Annotated in this window: 13 protein-coding genes; 6 read left to right on the forward strand and 7 right to left on the reverse strand. The window is 71.4% G+C overall.

The genetic code is table 11. The features are described 5' to 3' along the window. Positions 1-23: 23 nt before the first annotated feature. The 3 genes from ACWCXX_RS31030 to ACWCXX_RS31040 all read right to left on the reverse strand — a co-directional run bounded on the left by ACWCXX_RS31030 (position 24) and on the right by ACWCXX_RS31040 (position 8,703). Positions 24-2,384, reverse strand: coding sequence for a lantibiotic dehydratase (locus tag ACWCXX_RS31030; protein ID WP_451133025.1), 2,361 nt, complete (start codon positions 2,382-2,384; stop codon positions 24-26). Then, a complete protein-coding gene (locus ACWCXX_RS31035) occupies positions 2,377-7,839 on the reverse strand; it encodes an SDR family NAD(P)-dependent oxidoreductase (RefSeq protein ID WP_451133027.1) in 5,463 nt (1,820 codons plus the stop codon). Before ACWCXX_RS31035 ends, ACWCXX_RS31030 begins: the two co-directional genes overlap by 8 nt. Positions 7,840-7,923: 84 nt before the next feature. Continuing rightward, the gene (locus ACWCXX_RS31040; protein WP_451133029.1) at positions 7,924-8,703 is read right to left on the reverse strand and encodes an SDR family oxidoreductase; all 780 of its coding nucleotides are present in this window, start codon (positions 8,701-8,703) and stop codon (positions 7,924-7,926) included. A gap of 323 nt (positions 8,704-9,026) precedes the next feature. On the opposite strand from ACWCXX_RS31040, the gene ACWCXX_RS31045 reads away from it, so the two are divergent. Genes ACWCXX_RS31045 through ACWCXX_RS31070 form a run of 6 tightly spaced genes read left to right on the forward strand, consistent with a single transcriptional unit; the run spans position 9,027 to position 13,694 of the window. Beyond that, the gene (locus ACWCXX_RS31045) at positions 9,027-9,284 is read left to right on the forward strand and encodes an acyl carrier protein (RefSeq protein ID WP_451133031.1); all 258 of its coding nucleotides are present in this window, start codon (positions 9,027-9,029) and stop codon (positions 9,282-9,284) included. Continuing rightward, positions 9,281-10,255 carry an ABC transporter ATP-binding protein gene (locus tag ACWCXX_RS31050; protein ID WP_451133033.1) on the forward strand — a complete coding sequence of 325 codons (975 nt, stop codon included), beginning with the start codon at positions 9,281-9,283 and terminating at the stop codon, positions 10,253-10,255. The genes ACWCXX_RS31045 and ACWCXX_RS31050 overlap by 4 nt, the downstream gene beginning before the upstream one ends. After that, the gene (locus tag ACWCXX_RS31055) at positions 10,252-11,019 is read left to right on the forward strand and encodes an ABC transporter permease (RefSeq protein WP_451133035.1); all 768 of its coding nucleotides are present in this window, start codon (positions 10,252-10,254) and stop codon (positions 11,017-11,019) included. The genes ACWCXX_RS31050 and ACWCXX_RS31055 overlap by 4 nt, the downstream gene beginning before the upstream one ends. Next, positions 11,016-11,819, forward strand: coding sequence for an ABC transporter permease (locus ACWCXX_RS31060; protein ID WP_451133037.1), 804 nt, complete (start codon positions 11,016-11,018; stop codon positions 11,817-11,819). The genes ACWCXX_RS31055 and ACWCXX_RS31060 overlap by 4 nt, the downstream gene beginning before the upstream one ends. A 58-nt stretch (positions 11,820-11,877) precedes the next feature. Then, a complete protein-coding gene (locus tag ACWCXX_RS31065; RefSeq protein WP_451133039.1) occupies positions 11,878-12,933 on the forward strand; it encodes a serine hydrolase domain-containing protein in 1,056 nt (351 codons plus the stop codon). Continuing rightward, a complete protein-coding gene (locus ACWCXX_RS31070) occupies positions 12,930-13,694 on the forward strand; it encodes a thioesterase II family protein (protein ID WP_451133041.1) in 765 nt (254 codons plus the stop codon). The genes ACWCXX_RS31065 and ACWCXX_RS31070 overlap by 4 nt, the downstream gene beginning before the upstream one ends. 21 nt (positions 13,695-13,715) lie before the next feature. Here ACWCXX_RS31070 and ACWCXX_RS31075 read toward each other — a convergent pair whose 3' ends face one another. The 4 genes from ACWCXX_RS31075 to ACWCXX_RS31090 all read right to left on the reverse strand — a co-directional run bounded on the left by ACWCXX_RS31075 (position 13,716) and on the right by ACWCXX_RS31090 (position 21,060). Next, positions 13,716-14,513 (reverse strand): thioesterase II family protein, encoded by a 798-nt coding sequence (locus tag ACWCXX_RS31075; protein ID WP_451133043.1) that lies wholly within the window; start codon positions 14,511-14,513, stop codon positions 13,716-13,718. After that, positions 14,510-17,788, reverse strand: coding sequence for a condensation domain-containing protein (locus ACWCXX_RS31080; protein ID WP_451133045.1), 3,279 nt, complete (start codon positions 17,786-17,788; stop codon positions 14,510-14,512). The genes ACWCXX_RS31075 and ACWCXX_RS31080 overlap by 4 nt, the downstream gene beginning before the upstream one ends. Beyond that, positions 17,781-19,781: a B12-binding domain-containing radical SAM protein gene (locus ACWCXX_RS31085; RefSeq protein ID WP_451133047.1), complete on the reverse strand. Its 2,001-nt coding sequence runs from the start codon at positions 19,779-19,781 to the stop codon at positions 17,781-17,783. Before ACWCXX_RS31085 ends, ACWCXX_RS31080 begins: the two co-directional genes overlap by 8 nt. A 79-nt stretch (positions 19,782-19,860) precedes the next feature. Continuing rightward, positions 19,861-21,060: a MalY/PatB family protein gene (locus ACWCXX_RS31090; protein ID WP_451133049.1), complete on the reverse strand. Its 1,200-nt coding sequence runs from the start codon at positions 21,058-21,060 to the stop codon at positions 19,861-19,863. Positions 21,061-21,144: the final 84 nt, after the last annotated feature.

The following is a 21,144-nucleotide window of genomic DNA, read 5'->3' on the forward strand; positions in this document are numbered from 1 at the left end:
TCAGGCCCGCCAGAGTCTACCGATCAGGGTGCCGCCGCCCGGTCGACAGCCACGAGCCTGAACTCGCTCGTATACCGGTCGCCGTCGGCGTCCGGCAGCCAGAGGTGTTCCCGGTCGGGAAGCATCTCGGTGACCGTCAGTTCCGCGTCGGGCCCCTCGGCTGCCCTCCGCACCAGATGCAGGAACGAGGTGATCAGCAAGGGGCTCCGCCGGTCGACGTACACCGGCTTGCGCTCCCCGCTGACGCGTGCGAACACCCGTCGCGGCAGTCCGAGACGGTCCGCGAACCGCTGGTACGCCAGGAATCTCGCGGCGTCGTCGCCCCCCTGTCCCAGCCCGGTCCCCGCGACGGGTACGCGCCAGGTCTCACGCGCCACGACCAGGTCGTCCACCATGATCCTCGGATGGTGGGGCAGCGGCGGCACCATGCCGAAGGCATCGACGGTCACCATGGACAGCAACTCGCCGAGCACCTCGACGAGATCGGCGTCGAACGCACCGCTCGGGTCGCTCACCCGCAGGCGGCCCCCGCGCCGCTCGACGCGCAGGCCGCCGGCCGGCAGCACGTCGTCCACCGGCGCGCCCCCGGCGTCGTCGCCGATCGACCAGTAGGTGTAGTCCGGCAGCAGATGGGTCAGGGGCGGGAAGGTCCGTGAGGTCACGGCACGCCAGCTCTTCGGGAGCATCGGCACGATGCGTCCGCGGAGGCCGTCGCCCGCCACCTGGCGGGTCAGCGCTTCGGGGTCCGGATGCTGAGTGGCGTACACCCGGTTCTCCAACGTGTTGACGGCGGCATGCAGTTCGCCGAGGACGAAGAACGTGTTGTCCGCCGTGGCCCGTGCGGCGTCGGACGCCACCAGCATGAGATCCGGGCTGTGGTACCGCGCCGCGGTCCAGCCGGGCCCCGGGCAGTCGAACGCCGTCCGCACCCGGGCACGGAGGGCAGCCGACGTCAGCCGCACCGGGGACGTGCCGTCCCCGCACTCGGGTCCCAGGATGTTCCACCAGGCCTGCCGCAGTTCTTCTCCGGCCCTGGCGGCGATCAGGTCCTTTCCGTCGATGAGGTGGGGGCCCAGGAGCAGGGTCAGAGCGCTCAGCCGGACCGGTCGCCCGTCGCCGCGCGCCCGCAGTTCGTCGAAGCACCGGTCGGCGACCTCGCGGCAGTGCTCGGCGACCCGGTGGGTCAGCCACCGCGCCGACCGCAGGACGAGATCGAGGGCGTCCCCGAGCCCCGCGAGCAGATCGCCGCCCAGCCGGACGTCGATGTCGCGTCGGGCGTCCTCGTAGACGAGGGTCCGTCCGCCGGCGAACTCCCCCGGTCGCCGGTAGGACGGCACGTCCGTCACCTCTTCGAACACCGCGTTGAGTTCTTCGACGGCCCGGACCACGGCATCGGCGTCCCCCGCGGCCGCGTGCGTCGCTTCCCGTGCCGCCAGCAGACGGTCCACCTCCGAGCGGGCCCCGTCCCGCAGCCGGCTGTCCCCCACCGCGTCGAGGCGCGCGCACAGGTCGCGCTCGGGCCAGGAGCCGAGCGGCAGCGTCAGGTCCCAGCGCAGCAGCCTGCGCCTCGCGAGGTCGTCGAGCCGTTCGAAGACCTCGTCCTGCGCCCCGGGGTCGACGAACCCCAGCCAGGCGGCCTCCTCGGCCAGGGTCACGGCCGCGCGGGTGCCGTCGGCGGAGTTGAGCAGCGCGAGGGACAGCTCGTCCAGGGGGACCGGCTGTCGCTGGGGCGCGACGGCCGTGTCGCCCTCCAGCGCGACGGACGGGTTGCGCCGCGGCGCGAGCCAGGGGCGCAGCTCGAAGCGCCTGGTCAGCGCCGCGCCGACGGCGTCGACGGCCCAGCTCTCGAAGTGCACCGACCGGCTTCTCAGCAGCCGGTCCCCCGGCGCCGCGCTCAGGCCGTGGCCGTCGTTCAGCCGTGCCCAGGCCACGGGGCCGAAGAAGCCGATGGTCTCGTTCTTCGTGCAGTACCGCTGCAGGTAGCGGGTGAGCCTCATCGCCTTCCTGCGGTCGCTCTTGGTGAGGCGGTCGGGCAGCGGCCGCTCGGCGAACGCGTCCACGTACCTCGCGAGCAGTTTGGGGTTCTGCCACGCCACGGCCTCGCGGAACCGCGGCTGCCGGACGGTCTCGCGCAGCCGCTCGACCGTGACGCGCAGCTCCCGCGCGAAGTGGGCGGAGAACTCCTCGGGCGTGTGCCCGGCCCCCGGGCCCGGCTCCGGACGGGGAGCCGGACCCGGTGCCGGGGGCAGGTCCGGCGCTTCGAGACCGGTGATCCAGTCGAACGGCATACCCGCCGTGCGGAGCACGCCCTGGTCCCAGAGGGCGAAGGTTCCGTCGGCGAGCGGGACGTGGTGTCCGGGCCGGTCACCCGTCCGGTCAGCCACTGTTCCGCGCCTCCTCGACGGCCGCGGAGAACTCCGCGAGGGTGGGGTGGTCGAAGAGCGCGGAGATCGGCAGCTCCACGCCCAGGTCCTCCCTGACCCGTTCGACGAGCTGGACGGCCGCGAGGCTGTCTCCCCCGGTCTCGAAGAAGTCGTCCTCCGGCGCTCCGGGGCTGCCGAGGATCTCCGACCACAGGAGCCGCACGCCCGCGTCCACGGCCGGGGCGGTGGGGTCCGCGCTCTTCGGCGGGGGTGCTTCCTCGGCGGTCCGCGCGGCCCGCGACGGTGCCGACTGCCGCACCGACGAGATGGTCAGTTCGTGGGTACGACGCAGTTTGCGGGCGAGTCCCTCCGGCGCCACGACCACCTGGGGGCCGAGCACCGCGCCGGTGAACGCCTCGAACAGCCGCCCGCCCTCGGCCACGCCCAGGAACGTCTCGTCGTTCTCCGCGTCGGCGGCCTCCGGCGGGTCCCCGCGCGTCGGCTCGGGTCTCGCCGGGGCGGCCGTCCTCACGGTGTTCCGGACGGCCCGGGTCGCCATGGACCGTTCGACCTCGCGCAGGGCGAACCCCTCGACCGTGACCACTTCGCGCCCCTCCTCGTCCAGCAGGGCCACGTCGCGCAGGTGCAGGCCCTTGGGCCCGTCCGGCCGCACCCGGATCAGCGCGGTGATCCGGTCGGGCAGCGGTCCGCGCGCGACGAGCCGCCGGTAGGTGAACGGCAGTGCGTTGCGGTCGTTCGGCAGGGGAACGGCGAACGCGGTGGCGCAGTCGAGCATCGCGGGGTGCAGAAGGTTCACGGCGCAGTCCTCGCGGAACTCCGCCGGCAGGGCGATCTTTGCGAGTGCGGTGTGGCCGTCGCCCCGCACGTCCGTCACGTTCAGCCACCTCGGGCCCACCGTCATGAGCCCCGAACCGTCGTTGTGGCGCGGGGGCGCCAGGGGTTGCGTGTGGGTGGCGCGCAGCGCCGCGAGGTCGTGGCGGGGCGGCGCCCCGCCGTCGGCCGCGGCAACGCGCCCCTGGGCGTGGGCGACCCGGCGTCCGCCGTCCCCGCCGTCGGCCCTCTCGGTGCGGAACCGCCAGGCGGTGCCCTCCGTGCCGGGTTCGGCGCTGAAGGTGATCGTGAGTTCCGTGGCGCCGGGTACGGCCACGGGGGCGGTGAACGTGACGTCCGTCAGCTCGATCGGCATCGGCAGGAACGTCCGTGCGGCGCGGAGAACGAGTTCCAGGTGCCCGGTTCCCGGGAGGACGGGCGTCTCCCCCAGCCGGTGCTCGTCGACGAGCCAGCAGGCGGGGGTGAGCAGGGCGCGGAGCGACCGTTCCCCCGCCGGGCCGTCGGGGAGCGGCACGAGGACGGGTTCGTTCCGCTGCTGTTCCTCCGCACCGCGCAGGAACCTGGACTGCTTCGCCACCGCGTCGACCGCCATGCCCGCTCCGGCCCACGAGGGCCAGTTGACCGAGACGGTCCTGCCGGGGCGGCGGCGGTCCCGGTCGTGGGCGAAGGCGTCGAGGAAGGCGTTGGCCGCGGCGTAGTCGGCCAGGCCGAACTGTCCCGTGACGGCGGCCACGGAGGAGTACAGCACGAAGATCTCCGGCTCGTCCCCGAGGAGCTCGTCCAGGAGGAGGGCACCGGTGATCTTCGGGCGGAGCACCTTCTCCGCCTCGTCCGGGTCCTTCACCACGAGCATCCCTCCGCCCGCGACACCCGCGGCGTGCACCACGCCGGTGACCGGTCCGGAGCTCTCGCGGACCCGGTCCAGGGCCTCGCGGAGCCGGTCGCGGTCGGTCACGTCCACGGCCAGCGGAAGGACCGTGCTTCCGAGACCCTCCATGCGGAGCACCGCCTCGACGGCCCGGCGGGTGCCGGCGTCGAGCGCGTCGGGCCGGGACCACTGCGCACGGTCGGGCAGACCGCTGCGGCCCAGCAGTACCAGGGTGACCGGCGCGCGGTGGGCGAGGCGTTCGGCGGCGACCAGGCCGAGGGCGCCGAGGCCTCCGGTGATCACCCACACGTCACCGGCCGCCACCGCGGGGGCGGCCTCGTGCACCCGGTCCTCCGCCACGGGCCGGAACGACGGAATCCACCGCCGGTGGCCGCGTACGGCGCGCCGCAGGGCACCCGTGCCCCGGTCGTCCGCGATCTCGGGCCAGAACTGTGCGGCGAGGGCGGAGTCGAGCCCGCCGGGTGGCACATGTGTCAGGTCGACGACCCGTGTACGCAGGGCTTCGCGTTCCTTGGCCCCGACGTCGAGGACGGCCGCGATCGGCGCCTTGCCGGGCTCGATGCGTTCGGTGTCCGCCCCCGAGACGTCCCACAGTCCGCTCACCACACTCGTGACCCGGACCGGGCGGTCCGCGGGAGCGTGTCTGCCGATCTCCAGGAGGAGACGTTGGAGAGGCCGGTATCCCCGTTCCAGCCAGTGCTCGGCCGCCCGGTCGTCCGACAGTCCGTCGGGCCGTTTCCCGAACGCCCAGAGGTGCAGGATCTCCAGCGGTTCGGCACCGTCGCGGAGTTGCTCGCGGACGGCGGCGGGCAGGCCACCGGGCGACTGCCCGTCCGGGCCGACCACGGTGACGTGCGCCGCTCCTTGCGCACCGAGGCGTTCGGTGAGCCGCGGCACGGCCTCGTCGGAGAGGACGAGCCAGCTGCGGCCGGCCACCGCCTCGGGTCCCGGCGCCGGCACGGGCTCTTCCACCCAGGTCGGCACGGTGACGCGGTCGTCGACGGATTCGCCCGGGTCGTCGGCGGACGTGCTCGGGCCGTCGGCGGTGCGGGCGGCCGGTGCGGGGCCAGAGGCCCCGTGCGGTTCCTCGGGGTCGGGGTGGATCCAGTAGGTCTGCCGGTCGAAGACGTATCCGGGGACGGTGACGCCCCCTCGCCGTTCGTCCCGGGTGAGCTGCGCCCAGTCGACGTCGACGCCCGCCTGCCAGAGGTTCGCCACGGCGCGGTAGAGGGTCTTGAGCGTGCCGGTGGTCTCCTTGCCCGTGGGCAGCGAAGCCACTGCCCGGCCGCCGCGGGAGCCCGTCACCTGGCGTCGTACGAGTGGTGTGAGCTGTCCCGGGCCGACCTCCAGGAGCAGCGGCCCGTCGAGTTCCGCGGCCGCCTCCACCGCGTCGCCGAAACGGACCGGCATGCGCATCTGCCGTCCCCAGTAGGCGGGGTCCGTGGCGTCCTCGTCGCCGATCCACTGCCCGGTCACGTTCGAGACCCAGGGGATGGTGGGGTGTCCGAGGGGCAGAGTGGCGACGAAGCGGGCGAGCTCGTCCGCCGCGTCCCGGGTGAGGGGGGTGTGGAAGGCGCGGTCGACCTCGAGCTCCACGGACCGCTGGCCCCGGGCCGAGAGTTCGTCGACGGCCTTGCCGACGGCGTCCGCCGCCCCGGAGAGCACGCAGGCACGGGGGCCGTTCTCGGCACCGACCCACACCTCGGGGTGCTGGGCGAGGAACGTCTCGGCCTGCGTCCGGGACATCGACACCGCGACCATGCGGCCGCGCGGGGACCGGGCGAGCAGTTCCCCCCGGCGTACGACGAGCCGGGCCGCCGAGGCGAGGTCGAACACCCCTGAGACGGTCGCCGCGACGATCTCCCCGATGCTGTGGCCGATCAACGCCTCGGGCCGGACGTTCCAGGAGGCCCACAGCCGGGTGAGGGCCCATTCGACGGCGAACAGGGCCGGCTGGGCGAGGTCGGTGGCGCGCAGCCGCTCCGTGCCGAGGGCCTCCGCGTCGGGGCCGGGTGCGAGCAGGTGGGTGCGCAGGGCGTCCGCGACCGGTTCGCCGAAAGCCGCGAGGCACTCCTCGAACGCCTCGCGGAAGACCGGTTCGCAGGCGTACAGCTCCGAGGCCATGCGCGGGTGCTGGGCGCCCTGTCCGGGGAAGAGGAAGACGAGCGGGCCCGCCTTCGGCGGTGCTTCCACGGGGCGTTCGGCCAACTCGGCGAGGGCTTCCGCCGTTTCGGCCGGGTCGGCGCCGACGACGGCCAGCCGGTGCGTGTGGTGGAGCGGCCTGCGCCGGAGCGCGTGGGCGACGTCGGCCGCGTCCTCTCCGGCCGTGACGAGGTGCTCGCCGACCCGGCGCGCGGACTCGGCGAGCGAGGCCGGCGACGCGGCCGCCAGCGGCAGGACGAGGGCGGGGCGGGAGGACGGGGTGGTCTCGACCGCCGGGGGTCCCTCGACGATCATGTGTACGTTGGTGCCGCCGATGCCGAACGAGCTGACACCCGCGTAGCGCGGTCCCGGAACCGGCCAGGGAACGGTGTCCGCGGTGACCGTGAAGGGGGTGTCGGCGATCTCCATCAGGGGGTTGGGAGCGGTGAAGTTCGCGGTGCCCGGGATCAGCCCCCGGTTGACCGCGAGTACGGCCTTGATCAGGCCGGTGACACCGGAGGCCGGGCCGAGGTGGCCGACGTTGCCCTTGGCCGAGGAGAGCAGGCAGTAGCCGCGCCGGTCGGTGAACTCCCGGTACGCCCTGGTGAGTGCCTGCACCTCGATGGGGTCGCCGACCGGGGTGCCGGTGCCGTGCCCCTCCACGTAGCCCATGTGGGCCGGGTCCACGCCGGAGACGGTCAGCGCCTCGAAGACCGCGGCGAACTGGCCCTCCACGCTGGGAGCGGTGAAACCGGCCTTGCGGTTGCCGTCGTTGTTGACGGCGGATCCGCGGATGACGGCGAGGACGCGGTCCTTGTCCCGCCGGGCGTCCGCGAGGGGTTTGAGGACGACCGCGCCGGCGCCGCTGCCGAAGATCGTGCCGTCCGCGTCCGCGTCGAACGGTCTGCAGCGGCCGTCGCGCGAGTAGAGGCCGCCCTGGACCCAGCGGTGTCCGGCGCCGTACGGCATCTCCAGCTGCACGCCGCCGGCCAGGGCCACGTCGCACTCGCCGTTCCGGAGGGTCTGGCAGGCGAGGTGCACGGCCAGGAGCGAGGTGGAGCAGGCCGTGGCCACGGTGAACGCCGGGCCCCGGAGGTCCAATTTGTAGGCGACGATGGTGGAGATGTAGTCGTTGTGGTTGCCGGCCTGGATCCCGATCTCGCCGTACGTCCGGACGGCCTTGGCGTTGCGCCGCACGTTCAGGTCCGCGTAGCGATTGGTCACGCCTCCCGCGAACACCCCGATGGACTCCGGCCGCCGGGGGTCGATGCCCGCGTCCTCCAGGGCGGCGTAGGCGACCTCCAGGAAGATCCGCTGCTGAGGGTCCCTCAACTCGGCCTCGCGCGGTGTGAATCCGAAGAGGCGTGCGTCGAAGTCGCCCGCGTCCTCCAGCAGCGGGGCGTACTTGACGTACGACGGATCCTGAATACTCGACTCCGGAACGCCTGCCCGGCGCAGTCCCTCGTCCGTCAGGCGCGAGAGGCTCACCTCTCCTGCCACCAGGTTCGCCCAGTAGGCCGCCGTGTCGGGTGCCCCGGGGAATCGGCCGGCCAGACCGATCACTGCTATGCGGTCGTCTTCGTCAGCAACCATCGAAACAGTCAGATTCCTTTGTAGAGCGAATGGGTCCGTCCCACCACCGGTACGGCGTCGCCGCCCTCCGTCGTGCCCCGGGCGTCACTCCGCCGCGGGGTCCTCGATCTCGCTGGTCATGACGGGGAGGGAGATGCCGCCGTCGACGGCGAGATTCACGCCCGTGATGTAGGAGGCGGCGTCCGAGCAGAGGAACAGGGCCGCGAGCGCGGAGTCCTGGGGCTGCCCCAGACGGCCCAGCGGGATGCGGCCGCGGTGCTTCTCGAAGGACGGCGGCACGCCCGGCCGGCCCACCGCCATGTTCTCGACGGCGGCCTTCGAGGGCGTCGGGCCGGGAGCGAGCGCGTTCACCCTGATGTTGTGGCGGCCCCACTCCCGCGCCCAGCTCGTGGTGAGCGCGAGCACTCCGGACTTGGCGGCCGCGGCGTGGGAGAAGTGGGCACTCCCCCGGTGCGGATCCGTCATCACGATGTTGAGCACGGCCCCCGAGCGCTGCTCGATCATGTGCGGAACCACGGCACGGGTGCAGAGGAACGTGCCGAGCAGATCGATGTCGATCACCGTACGGAAGGACCGGCTGGACATGGTCTCGGCCGGTGAGTAGAAGTTGCCCGCGGCGTTGTTGACGAGCACGTCGATGCCGCCGGACTCGGCGACCGTCTCGTCCACCATCCGCGCCACGGCTTCCTCGTCGCGCACGTCGCAGGGCACGACGGCACAGCTCACGCCGAGCCCCGCGAGCCGGGTCCGCGCGGCCTCCAGACGTTCCTCATTGCGCGAGGCCAGCACCACATGTGCACCGTGCAGCCCGAACTCGCGGGCCATACCGAATCCGATTCCGGTGGCACCGCCCGTGATGACCACGACACGACCACCGTAAAGATCTCGCCTGAAGTGAGTCACGACAATCCCGCCACAGTACTGGAGACATCGGCAAGCATGTGTTTCGTCACCCGTCCTCACAAACGGACGGAGGTGTTCGGGCACCCAGACGATCAAGCACCCCTGAGCCAAAGTACGCAGCCGGGACTGTCGCAGTCCAGAGATATCGAAAGAGAGATCCGGATCACTTCCGAAAACCGAGACAAGCCGGACCCATCGGGCATCGCCCACACCGCCGTGACAGCGAAGAACCGTACCTGCCAAGCGACTTGACCCTTCCCATCCGCCCATGATCTCCTGGCGCGATGCGGCCTGAATTCGGCGAGGCGGAGATTCGGCAGCTCATCACGGAGCAGGTGGAAGCCCTGATCGGAAAGCCGGTCGAAGAGAATGACGATTTGTTCGATCTCGGCCTCACATCGGTGAACGCGGCTCATCTCAGCACCTGGATTGAAGAGACTTTCGGCGTGACAGCGAGTCTGCGAACCGTCTTCGAATGGCCTGAAATCGGGTTGCTCGTCGAGGTCGTTGCGCAGCCATCTGACGCGGGAGGCCAGACATGAATCACGCCATTGATGTCCAGGAATTAACCCGGACCTACATCAGAAAATCCCGGACCGGTGTCACCCGCTCCTCGGAGAAGAAGTCCTTCACGGCGCTGCACGGCATCGACCTGCACATCGAACCCGGTGAGGTGAGGGGCATCCTGGGGCCGAACGGAGCCGGGAAAAGCACCCTCATCAAAATCCTCTCGACGGTCCTGCTGCCGACCTCCGGACAGGCCCGTGTCCTGGGCCACGACGTGGCCACCGAAACCGCCGAGGTCCGCCGCCGGATCGGCATCGTCTTCGGCGGGGAGCGCGGACTCTACGGCCGGCTCACCGCCCGCGAGAACCTCGACTACTGGGCAGCGCTCCACGGCCTTTCCAGGAACGGCCGGAAAGCCCGCACAGCAGACCTTCTCGAACGCATAGGACTGGGCGAACACGCGGACACACTGGCGGACCACATGTCGCGCGGCATGAAGCAGCGCCTTCATCTGGCACGCGGGCTGGTGGGAGACCCCGAGGTCCTCTTCCTGGACGAGCCGACCGTGGGCATGGACCCCGTGGCAGCACGGGAATTCCGCACTCTGGTGCACGACCTGCGCAGGGACGGCCGGACGATCCTGCTCACCACCCACGACATGCGCGAGGCGGAGGCGGTCTGCGACCGCATCACCCTGATCGACCACGGCCGGGTCGTCGGTACGGCCAGTCCCGACACCATCGGCCGGTGGATCACCGCATTCGAGCGGGTGGAGGCGCAGCACGTCCCGGCCGACCTGCGCGAGAAGATCGGCCGGCTCGACGGTGTCGCCTCGATCGACACGCACCCGAACGACTGGATCCAGATCAACACGGACTCCCCGGGAACGGTACGGCCGGTCCTGGAGCTTCTCGTCTCGGGCGGGGTCACCGTGCTGCGCACCAGCCTGCCGAGCCTGGAGGACGTGTACGTGGCCGTGGTGGGAGACCGAGGGCTCTCGGTATGAACGAACTCCTCGCCGGGACAAGGATCCAGCTCCGCCTCTTCCGGAGAAACGCGGGACACCTCCTGGTCTTCACCACGATCCCGTTCTTCTCGGCCATCTTCCTGTCCTCGTTCAAGGCGGCGGACCGCGCGGACCTCGCCCCCTACGCGGTGATCGCCCCCACGCTGATGGCCCTGTGGCTGGTCTCCCTCGATCTCGCCGGGTCGATCATCGACGACGACCGCGAGGAAGGCATGCTGGAGCTCTTCACCGCGTCGCCCGCCAACCTCTCGCTCATGCTCACGGGCCGGATCCTCGTCGTCTCCGTGGCCGGTCTCCTCGCCTTCGCCGAGGCGCTGCTCACCGCCCGGGTGTTCTTCGGCATCTCACTGCCCACCGCGCACCCGTGGCACATCCTGCTGACGCTCCTGGTCACCGCGCTCGCCACGGCGGGCACGGCGACGGTGATGGCGGGGGCCTTCGTGACCGCCCGGTCCGCGAAGCGCTTCGCCAACGCCCTCGGATACCCGTTCTACGTCCTGGGCGGCGTGCTGGTTCCCGTGACGTTCCTGCCGTTGTGGATCAGACCGGCCAGCTGGTTCATCTACCTCTACTGGAGCGCCGACCTCCTGCGTTCGGCGACGGATCCGGCACCGATCGAGGACTTCGGACTGCGGCTGGGAGCGCTGTGCCTGCTGGGAGGCGTCTCCTTCGGGCTCGGATTCCTCGTGGTGAACCGCTTCATGCATCGCGCACGGGCCCATGGAATCGCGGGGACGGAATGAGACTGATTTCTGAGTGGGGCGGCGTCTTCACCACTGCGGCACGCATCGGGTTCCGCGAGTTCTCGACGTTCTACACCTGGCGCGCCTGGGTGTTCGGCTGGTTTCTCCGCCTCGTGGCCCAGGTGATCTTCTTCGGCAGCATGGGGCTGCTGGTCCAGTCCCCGGAGCGCATCCGGTACATGGTCATCGGAAACGCCACCGCCATCGTGTGCATCGAGGCTCTCGCCGTCATCACCTCCACGGTGCGGGAACGCGCACTGGGGACTCTCGCCCTCCAGGTGGCGGCGCCCGCCGACTATGCGCTCACCTACCTGGGACGCGGCATCTACTGCCTCGTCACCGGTGTCGTCAGCAGTACGGCGGCCCTGTTCGTCGCAGCCCTGGTCTTCGAAATCCGACTGCCTTTCCCCGGCCTGCTCCTCGTACCTTTCCTCATGCTGGTGACGGGAGCGTCGGCCTATGCGCTGGGGATTGCCATCGGCGCTGTCGTCATGCGCTTCCCCGCACTGCAGTTCCTCGCCCTGAACCTCGCTTATCTGTCCCTCATGACGTTCTGCGGTGTGAACGTTCCGGTGGATTACTGGCCCGGGGCCGTGAGCGCGGTCACGGATTTCCTTCCGCTCACCCACGGACTCCATGCGCTGCGCACGGTCCTGGACTCCGGCGGCCGGAGCGATGTCCTCCCCTCTCTCGTACGGGAAATCGCGGTGGGCGGCTTCTGGCTGCTGATCGGGATTCTTCTCCTCAAACACGCGGTGACGAGCGAGCGCCGCCGAGGAACCATCGAGCTGTCGGGGTGACCCGCCCGACCGGTGCCCAGCATTCCCACCGATCCAATTCCCCATCGGGAGATGACAGATGAACCCTGTTGACCGTGCGATCGACCGCATTCGGTCGGCCATCGCGAACGATCGCCACCTGGGTGTGCAGCTCTACGCCTCCGTGGACGGCGAGACGGTTGTCGACGAGGTGTTCGGGGAATCGTCCCCGGGAACGCCCCTGCTCCGGAACGACGCCGTCCCGTGGATCTGTTCGACGAAGCTGCTCGGTGCGATGGCCGTGGCCCGGCTGCTGGACGAACACGGGATGAGCCCCCGGACGCCGGTCGCGGAGGTGGTCCCCGAATTCGCCCGGAACGGAAAGCACGACGTCACGATCGCGCAGCTGATGTCGCACGCCGTGCCGTACGCGATCGACAGCGAGGCACCGTTCTACACGACCGACCACGAGAAGGCCCTCGCCGCGTTGTGCGAGACCTCGCTCTCCGCCCCGCCCGGCTCCCGGGCCCGGTACAGCCCCGTCGGTTCCTGGGTCGTGGTCGCCGAATGGGTCGGCCGTCTGTCGGGGGTCACCCATGAGCAGTACGTGCACCGGAACTTCCTGTCGCCCCTGGGGCTGACCCATACGCTGTTCGGCACCCCGGCCGACCTGGTCCCGCTCCCCCTGTACGGCTGGGACGAGGACCCGGCCGAAGAGGGCGGCGAAGTCCCCGACCCCACTCCCTCCTCGTTCCTCGCACAGCACCCGAGCGTCGGCGCGCACGGGCCGGCCCACGAGCTGGCGCGTCTGGTGGAATGCCTGGTCCGGGGCGGAGAGGCGAACGGCCAGCGGGTGCTGCGGCCCGAGGCCCTGGAGATCATCACGACCGCCCACCGAAGTGGGCTGGTGGACGGCTACTTCGGCGACCTGGACATCTCCTGGGGACTCGGAGCCTGCGTCGACTCCGTCCTCTTCGGCGCGCCTCGCGGCTCCCGCGTCGTGGGACACACCGGCTCCAACTGCGGCATCGCCGTGGGCGACGTGGAGCGCGGGCTCGTCGTGTGCCACCTGGCGACGAACGAGTCGTTCCAGGGACTGGGGCCCGGACGCCTGGAGAGCCGGGTGGTGCGGGACCTCTACGGACTCGTGCGATGACCGCCCCGCGCCCCCGTTCGGTGCTGGTGAACTTCGGCTCGCCGGACCCCGGTCCCCCGGGACTGCGCCTTCTGTGCATCGCCCACGCCGGCGCCGGCGCCGCGCCCTTCCGGCTCTGGAGCGAGCTGGTCCCCGACTGGATCTCGGTCGTCGGGGTGCGGCTGCCCGGCCGGGAGAGCCGGCTGCGGGAGCCCCTCCTCACCTCGATGGAACACGTCGCCCGGCACATCGCCGCCGAACTCGCAGGCCACACCGGTCCCGTGGCCCTGTTCGGGCACTGCTTCGGAGGGCCGGTGGCCTTCCGGGTCGCGCAACTCCTGGAGGAGGCGCAGGAGTGCGAGGTCGTCCGGCTGATCACGGCCAGCGCGCCGGTGCCGGGCCGGGTGACGGCCGGACGGCTCACGCACGAACTGCCGTCCGACGAGCTGTACGCCTCGCTGGTCGCCACCGGTGCCATGGACGACGGCCGGTACGGCCGATCGATCTTCGAGCTCACCGAGAACGCGATCCGGGCCGACTTCCAGGCGTTCGAGACCTGGAGCGCCGACGACTTCGGCCGGATCAAGGCTCCGGTCCTCGCCGTCAGGGGCGACGACGACCGCGTTCTCGGCGAGGGCAGCGAGGACGAGTGGGCGCGTCTCACCGAGGGCCGTTTCACCACCCGGTCCGTACGCGGTGGCCACTTCCTCCTCGGCGACGCCGTGCCGGGACTCGTCGAGGCCGTCGCACATCAGCTCGCAAAGGACCGTGCCGGTCGCTGACGGCACTTTGCTTCCGGCACGTCAAAAGCCCTCGTCCCGCCCGTCCCCGAGATCTTCCAGCTCCTCCCGGAGCAGCTCCATCAGCTGCTCCTCGCTCGAGAACTGGAAGAAGTGTCCCCCCGCGAACCGGCGTACCCGGAAGGCCGCCGTCGTGTGCAGGGACCAGGCGTTCAGTTCGTTCATGCCGACCGGCGCGTCGTCCTCCCCTCCGAGCGCGAGGATCGGCACGTCCAGGGGGCGGGCTTCCTGCTCCTTTGCCGCCTCGCTCAGCGCGAAGTCCGCACGGATGACGGGCAGGAAGAAGTCGAGCATCTCCGGGTTGTCCAGCAGGACCTGGGGGGTGGCCCCGAACTCCCTGATTCTCCGGACGAGTTCCTCGCGGGGCAGGGAGTGCATCAGTGGCCGCGGTGCGGGCTGGTGCGGTGCCTGGTGGGCCGCGACGACGAGGAGCCCCGGCATGGGAAGTCCCCGCTCCGCCAGGGCGTGGGCGACCCGGTACGCGAGTCGCGCCCCCATGCTGTGGCCGTAGAGGGCGTAGGGGGGCAGGCACCAGTCGGAGACGGCGTCCGCGACCTCACGGGCCAGCGCGTCGAGGTCGGTGACCGGCGGTTCCCCGTGTCGTTCCTCCCGTCCCGGAAGCCGTACGGCATGGACGTCCGCGACGTCCTCCAGGAGTGCCGGCCAGGTACGGAAGGCGGTCGCGCCGCCGCCCGCGAACGGGAAGCAGAGCAGCCGTGGACGTCGTGTGCCGGGCCGGGGGACGGGTTCCTTGATCCATTTGCTCCGCGCCGCCGTCGGCACGGCTCGGTTCCGGTTCATCGGTGGCCCCCTTCGGAGTTGATGGCCGCCCTGGCGGCGCGCCGCAGTTCGCGAGCGCTCGTGCGGCGTGCCGGTGGCGTGAACGGGCTTTCCCTGGGCGCTGCGGGCGGCCCCGACAGCCGGCCCGCCATCCGCCGGACCGTGGAGCTCTGGAACACCAGCAGGGGCGGCAGCTCCCGGCCGAGTTCCTCCTCCAGCCGGATGCGGAGCCGTACAGCGGCCGCGGAGGTGCCGCCGAGGTCGAAGAAGTTGTCGTCGGTCCCGACCGCCGGGAGGCGCAGGATCTCCTGCCAGACGCCCGCGATGGTCCGTTCCAGGTCCCCACGGCGCGGCTCGGCGTGGGTCCCCGTGCCCTTCGGGGCCGCCGCCCGGCCGCTCGGGGCCGCGGCACCGGGCCCGCCCGTGCGCACGCCGGGGGCCGGCAGCCGCCGGGCGTCCAGCTTCCCGTTGGGGGTGAGGGGCAGGGCAGCCAGCAAGCACACGTCGTCGGGCAGGTGGCCGCTCGGCAGGAGCCGCGCCAGCCGCTGCAGAACGTCCTGCGGTTCCGTCGCGGTACCGGCCTCGGGGACCACGTACGCGATCAGCCGTGCGCCCGTCGTTCCCCCGTCACGCGGTACCACCGCCGCATCCGCCACTCCCGCAAGAGCGCGCAGCTCGGCGGCGAGGTGGGCTGGCGAGACGCGGTGCCCGCGGGACTTCACCATGGCGTCGCCGCGGCCGGCGAACGCCACCGAACCGTCGGCGAGGCGGCGGCCGACGTCCCCGGTGCGGAAGACGGTCCGGCCGGGGGCGTCCCCCCGGTCGCTCTCGTAGACCTGTGCGGCGGCGGCTTCGTCGTCCAGGTAACCCATCGTCAGAAGGGGGCTACGGACGACGATTTCACCCAGTTCACCGCAGGCGGCCCGCAGGCCCCCTGCCGTGCGGACGTCGAGACGCGCCTCGACGGCACCGTGCCCGAGGGGGGTCTCGTGCCGGTCGCGGCCGGGTGCGCCGGGCGGCAGGTCGTGGCAACTCGCGGCCTGGGGCGTCTCGGTGGTCCCGTAGACGGACACGATCCGCGCGGACGGGGCGACGGCGCGCCAGGCGGTGACCGTCTCGTCGGTGAGGACGTCGCCGCCGAAGCAGACCAGCCGGGCGTGGTCCAGCGCCGCACCCTCGCGCCGCGCGGCCTGCGCGATCAGCCGCCCGACCATCGGCGTCGCGTGGACCACCGAGACGCGGTGGTCCGCCAGCCACTGTGCGGTGCGGGCGGGGTCCACCCGGTGCCCGAGCGGTGGCACCGTCAGCACTCCCCCGTTCCACAGCGGAAGCAGCATGTCGCGCAGGAGCGGATCGTGCGACAGCCCGGACAGTGCGCAGAACCGGTCCCCCGGACCGATCCTGTACCGCGACGACCACCACTCCAGGTAGGCGAGAAGAGGCCGCTCGGCACCGAGCACCAGCCGCGGTTCGCGCGTCGTGCCCGAAGTGGGGAGCAGGTAGAGCGGGCGTCCCGCGTCCGGGTGGGGGCCGCCGCCGACGCGGTGGTGCGGCGCCCGTGCACCGGGCCCCGGTTCCTCGACGGACACTCCGTCGCCGGTGCACCGCAGGACGAAGCGCGGCTGCGCCTTCTCCCTCAGCCTCGCCCGCCAGGGCGCGGGGTGGTTCGGGTCCATGACGAGGAAGACCCCGCCGCTCTCCCAGACGCCCAGCACCGCCGCGGCGAGGTGCCGTCCGGGGGCCTCCTCGATCTCCACGAGGTCTCCGGGGGCCAGGCCCGCGTCCCCGAGCCGCCGGGCGACACCGGCCGAGGCCGCGAGCAGGTCCGCGTAGGTCCAGCTGTCCTCGTGGTCGGTGACGGCCGGATTCCCGGCGGGGTGGCGGCGGAGCCTGTCGAGCATGCCGTCCCGGACGGGCACGGGCGCGGGAGTCTCCGGGGCCCCGTGCCGTCCCCCGTCGAGGTCGAGGGCGTCGAGGTGTACGGACACGTCGTCGGCGAAGGAGCGTGCCACCGCCAGCATCTGCGTCAACAGGGCCGACGCGTAGGGGCGTTCCAGGAATGCGGGGTCGTGCACGAGGTCCAGTCGTACGGCGTCCTCGTCGCGCTGGTCCACGTAGAGGGACACGCCGAAGGGCACACCGGCGACCGGGGCCGGCAGGCGCCGCGCGGTCGCGGTCCCGAGGCGGAGCCGATGGGTCGGATAGCCGAGCACGTTGAACCACGCCGAGAACGGCGCGGCGAGGTCCGCGTCCCGTGTCGGCCGTACGGCGGCGACGACGTCGTCGAACGGCACTTCCTGGTGCAGCTGGGCACCGATCAGCATCTCGTGTGCGCGTCTGAGCGTCTCGCGGCCGGACTCGGCTTCCGGGAGCCTCAGGCGCAGCACGGCCGTCGAGATGAAGAAACCGACGGTCTGGAGGAGGTCCGCGCCGGTCCGGCCGCTGAGCGGGGTTCCCAGGACCACGTCCCGGGTCCCTCCCCAACGCCCGAGGACGACGGCGAAACAGGCGAGCCAGACGGCGCTCACCGTGACGCGTTCCGCCTTGGCGAGCTCCTTGACCTGCCGGACCAGCGCCGGGTCGACGGGAAGGGACTCGCGGAGGGCGCCGGACGGTGTGCCCGGGGCGGCCGGGGGCAGCGCCGGGGGTGGTGGCAGGTCGCGGAGGAGTTCCTTCCAGAAAGCGGTCTGTTCCTCCAGGACCTTCGGATCGGTGCGTCGCAGTGCGTACGTCCGGTACGGCGTGGGCACTGCGGGCAGCCGGGGCTCCGCGCCCCGCAGCCGTGCGGCGTAGCAGGCGGACAGGTCGCTCAGCAGGATCTCCAGCGACCATCCGTCGACGACGAGGTGGTGCACGACGAGTTGGAGGAGATGGGTGTCGGTTCCCGTGCGCAGGAGCGTCCAGCGCACGAGCGGCGCGCTGGTGAGGTCGAACGGGGTGCGTGCGAGGCTCTCGACGCGCTCGTGTGCCGCGGCCCCCTCCAGTACCCCCGGGATCACCTCCAGCCCCACCGCGCTCACGGGGTGGATCCGCTGCACCGGTTCGCCGTCGATCAGGTGGAAGGTGGTGCGCAGGACTTCGTGGCGCTGCAGCACGTCGCCCACCGCCGCTTCGAGGGCCGACGTGTCCAGCGGACCGTCGACGGCCCAGAGGTCGACGACGTTGTACTCGGTGCGTCCAGGTCTGAGCTGTTCCAGCAGCCACATGCGGCGTTGGGTCGGCGCCAGGGGGGCGAGGACGGCGGCCTGCGTCTCGTCGGGGCCGGCGAGGTACTCGGTGGTCCGTTTCTCAGCCATGGACGGCCTCCAGGGGTTCGGTGCGCCCACCGGGAGATTCCCCGGGCGGTTCCCCCGGGGCCGGTCCCCTGTCGACGGGCGTGTCGTTGCGCGCCCCTCCCCACTGGACCCGGGTCTCCTCGTGGATGTGCCAGATGTCGTCCTCGGTGAGGAGGACGGAGACGACGCCGGGGAACGCCTCCTCGAAGTAGATGTACGGCTCCCTGTTGTCGATGCGCGGCGAGTGGTAGTCGAGCCGCTCGTGCATGCCGTGTTGCCGGGTGACCGGGGTTGCCGGGTGGTAGGTGAGGATGTTGGGGCTGGCCAGGTCGATCAAGCCGTCGTCGATCAGGCGGCCCACTTCGCGGATCGTCTCGTCGATGCTGGAGCGCGTCTCCCCGTCCAGTCCGAACAGCACGGAGGTGCCCAGCTGCAGACCGTGCTTCTTGACGAGGGCCGCCGCCTCCCGCACCTTGGACCCCCAGGGGCGGCTCTCCTCGCGCCGGAGGTTCTTGTGGATGCCGTCCATGACCTGGGAGGACATGCTCTCGATGCCGATGTAGACGTACGAGCACCCGGCGTCCCGCATCTGCCGGAGGATCTCGTCGGACTCCCTTCCCGAGTGCAGCGCGACCAGGGTGTCGACGGTCAGCTGCGCCCCCCACCGGAGGCGTCGCAGCCGCTCCACGTCGTCTTCGTCGGTGAGGTGCGTCCGCAGGCGCGGATCGTGGGATGCGAGGTCGGTGGCCCGGATGCGGCTGAGCTCCCGGCAGAATTCCGTTATGTCTTTGTAGCGTCCGCTCCAGAACACGGAGTCGTCGAAGAAGACCGCCTTCGCGCCGTAGCCCACGTACTCGCACATCCGCTCGATCGCCCTTCCGATCGCGTCGTCCCTGAAGCGCCTCAGCCCGTGCCCGACCCGGGCGGACTCGGAACAGAAGTTGCAGCGGTACGGGCATGCGTTGGAAACCATGAAATGCGCGGTGCGCAGCGCGGCGCCGGAGTCCGGGTCCTTGAAGACCGGGAAGTGCGAACGGATCGCGAAGGCCTCGTACGGTGCGGGAAGGGACGCGAGGTCCAGGGCGGGGCCGTTGAGCGGTACGGCGTGGAAGGGTTCGCCCGGATCGCGCGACGAGAGGAGGACGAGCGACGTTCCCGGCCCGACGCCCTCCTGGTGGAGCAACCCCTGCAGACAGGGCAGTACCTGGGCCGGGTCCACCCGTCGGTGTTCGAGGTCCATGGCCAGGGCGAGCGCCCTCATCAGTACGTCGACCGCGTGGTACGCCTCACCGGCGACGACGGCGTCGATCACCGGGGGGACCTTCCCCTCCCGGATCACGGCCGGTGTGCCGCTGGGCCTGACCAGCAGTCGTTTTCCCCCGGGGGCGGCCGTGACGGTCTCGTCGGCGTGCCGGCCGCCGAGGACGACATAGGCGTCCGGAACCTCGCTCCTGACCAGGGCGGCGATCTCCAGGGCATATCTGTGCGCCGGTGAGACGGCGCTGATGAGGACGACTCCCGGCCGGACCTCGCGCAGCAGCCGGATCCAGGTGCCCCGTGCCGCCTCGTCCCAGACGCGCGGATCGAACACCGTCTGGTCCGTGTTGGGCGCGGTTCCGTACGGGCGCAGTCCGTCGTGGCCCACGGAGGCCCGGTACTCCTTGGACGGGAAGGCGGTCCACTCGGGCGCGAGGTCGTTGTAGTGCGTGGCTTCTTCCAGGGGACCCGCGTCGTGCACGGCCCGGTGGACGGCGACGCTGAGTGCGGCGTAGAGGGCCATGGGGTCGCCGGGGTAGGTGATCTCTCCCTCGGCCTGGGTCATCACGGGCGCGAGGACGGCCAGCACCGGGAAGTACCGGGTCCGCGCCGGGGCCGTCCCCAGATCGTCGGCCAGTCGTGCCCGACGCCGGCGACATCGCTCCAGGAACGACTCGAAGTCGGCAGAATCCCCCGCCCGGTGCATCACTGTCCGCTCGCTGCCGGTTCCCGCCTCTTCGATGACATGGGTGGTCACAAACCCTCCGTACTCAATCGCGGTGCCGGTCGACTGGCAGTTCTCCGGGCCCGGTCTCCTGACGGCGGGCCCGATCGGATCAGTGACGCCTGCGGGACGCGGCACCCATGCGTGCCAGCTTCTCGTCGAGCAGCGGCCCGGACGTCGCGAAGTTGAGCCGTACGAAGCCGTTTCCGGCCGCTCCGAAGGCGGGGCCGGAGAAGAGCAGCACCTTCGCCTCGTCCCGGAAGTAGGGCATGGGGTCCGGGTCCGGGAGGCGGAGGCCGCGGCAGTCGAGCCAGGCCAGGAACGTGGCCTCCGGCAGTCGGTAGCGAAGGCCCTCGGGCAGGCGTTCGGCCACGCGCCGCCGGTTGCGGTCCAGCACCCCGGTGACGTCGTCCAGCCAGTCGTCCCCCTGGGTCCAGGCCGCCTTCAGCGCTTCGACGCCCAGCACGCCCACCTGTCCGAACATCAGGCCGTGCCGTTCGTCGAGGGCTTCCCGGACGGCTTTCGGCCCGACGTGGGCCACGGCGCAGCGCACACCCGAGAGGTTGAATGCCTTGCTGCCGGAGGTGAGCGTCACCGTGCGCGCGGCGATCTCGTCGCTCAGCGAGACGAACGGGATGTGGCGGTGGCCGGGGTGGGTCAGGTCCGCGTGCACCTCGTCGGAGATCACCAACAGGTCGTGCCTGATGGCCAGTTCAGCCAGGTTCTCCAGTTCGTCGCGCCGGAAGACGCGGCCGGTCGGGTTGTGCGGATTCACCAGGAAGAGGACCCTGCACCGTCCGGAGTCACGGGACGCCACCGCCCGTTCCATGAGGTCCGGGTCGAACTCCCAGCCGGTGTCGGTCGCTTGCAGCGGGACGGTCAGCGGCCGACGGCCGATCCTCTCGATGACCTCGACGAACGGCGGGCACGCGGGGGTGTGCAGGAGAACGGCGTCTTCGGGCCGGGTGGCGACCTGGAGGGTGGCCAGCATCGCCTGGTTGATGTCGGTGAACATGCGCACGTGCGTCTCGTCCACCTCGGCGCCGAACCGGCGCAGCATCCTCTCGGCGAACACTCCCCCGAGCGGACCGCCACCGGACTGGTCGAACCAGGCGGGGTAGCCGAGATCCCCCTCGGCCCTCCGGCGCAGTGCCTCCCGCACTGCGGGGGCGGTGGGAAAGTCCATGTCGGCGACCCAGGAGGACAGCACTCCGGCTCCCGCGGTGGCCCACTTCTCGCCGTCCCGGCGTAACAGGTCCGGTGCATCGAGGGTGTCGAAGGGTGAAGCCGATCGCGCACTCACGCTGACCATTCCCCCGTTTCCCTACTGTCGCCGCAGGTTGACGTCATGTGGATCTCGCGCAATTGCCACCGATTGGACCTTAGTGTTGCCCCC

The organism is Streptomyces sp. NPDC001732 (genome assembly GCF_053596315.1).